Below are 655 nucleotides of genomic sequence, written 5' to 3' on the forward strand. Positions count from 1 at the left end.
AAATAAATATCCTCCGGCATAGCCGGAGGTTTTTCATATGCGCCTATAAGGCTCTGTTACCAGCCGCGCCCTAACAGGCGCATAGCAATCTGACATTTGCATCTATGGATTACTTACGGCCCGTAAACGGGCTGCCTGGATACGGGATCGAGAGTTGCTCACCCATTTTATCCTCTTCCAGTTGGTGCTTTATGTATTCTTGTATCCTGGCCGTGTTTTTCCCTACCGTATCAACGTAATACCCTCGGCACCAAAACTCCCTGTTACGGTATTTGAACTTCAAATCCCCAAACTGCTCATAAAGCATCAGGCTGCTCTTTCCCTTCAGGTACCCCATAAACCCCGATACACTCATCTTCGGCGGGATTTCCAGAAGCATATGAATGTGATCCGTACAGCATTCTGCTTCCAGAATATTCACGTTTTTCCATTCGCACAGCTTTCTTAAAATATTGCCAATCGCTTTGCGTTTTTCCCCGTAGAACACCTTTCTTCGGTACTTCGGCGCAAAAACTATGTGATATTTACAGTTCCATCGGGTGTGCGCTAAGCTCTTTTCGTCCCTCATTGGGACCCCCTTTTGATTTCTTGTTGAACATTTGCAGTTGCCAGACCGCAAACTGTTTTAACAAATCAAAAGGGGTTTTTATAACTG

Annotated in this window: 1 protein-coding gene; it reads right to left on the bottom strand. The window is 45.3% G+C overall.

Annotation, left to right across the window (positions count from 1 at the left end; all coding sequences use genetic code 11):
• Window positions 1-109: 109 nt before the first annotated feature.
• On the bottom strand, window positions 110-568 hold the full coding sequence (gene tnpA / locus GVK32_RS28695; protein ID WP_159874242.1) for an IS200/IS605 family transposase: 459 nt from the start codon (window positions 566-568) through the stop codon (window positions 110-112).
• Window positions 569-655 lie beyond the last annotated feature (87 nt).

Source organism: Klebsiella sp. 18074 (assembly GCF_902705905.1).
GTDB lineage: Bacteria > Pseudomonadota > Gammaproteobacteria > Enterobacterales > Enterobacteriaceae > Klebsiella > Klebsiella terrigena.

What these genes read in the sequence shown, in the direction of transcription:
- tnpA (WP_159874242.1), bottom strand. Translation starts at nt 568, where the DNA reads ATGAGGGACGAAAAGAGCTTAGCGCACACCCGATGGAACTGTAAATAT.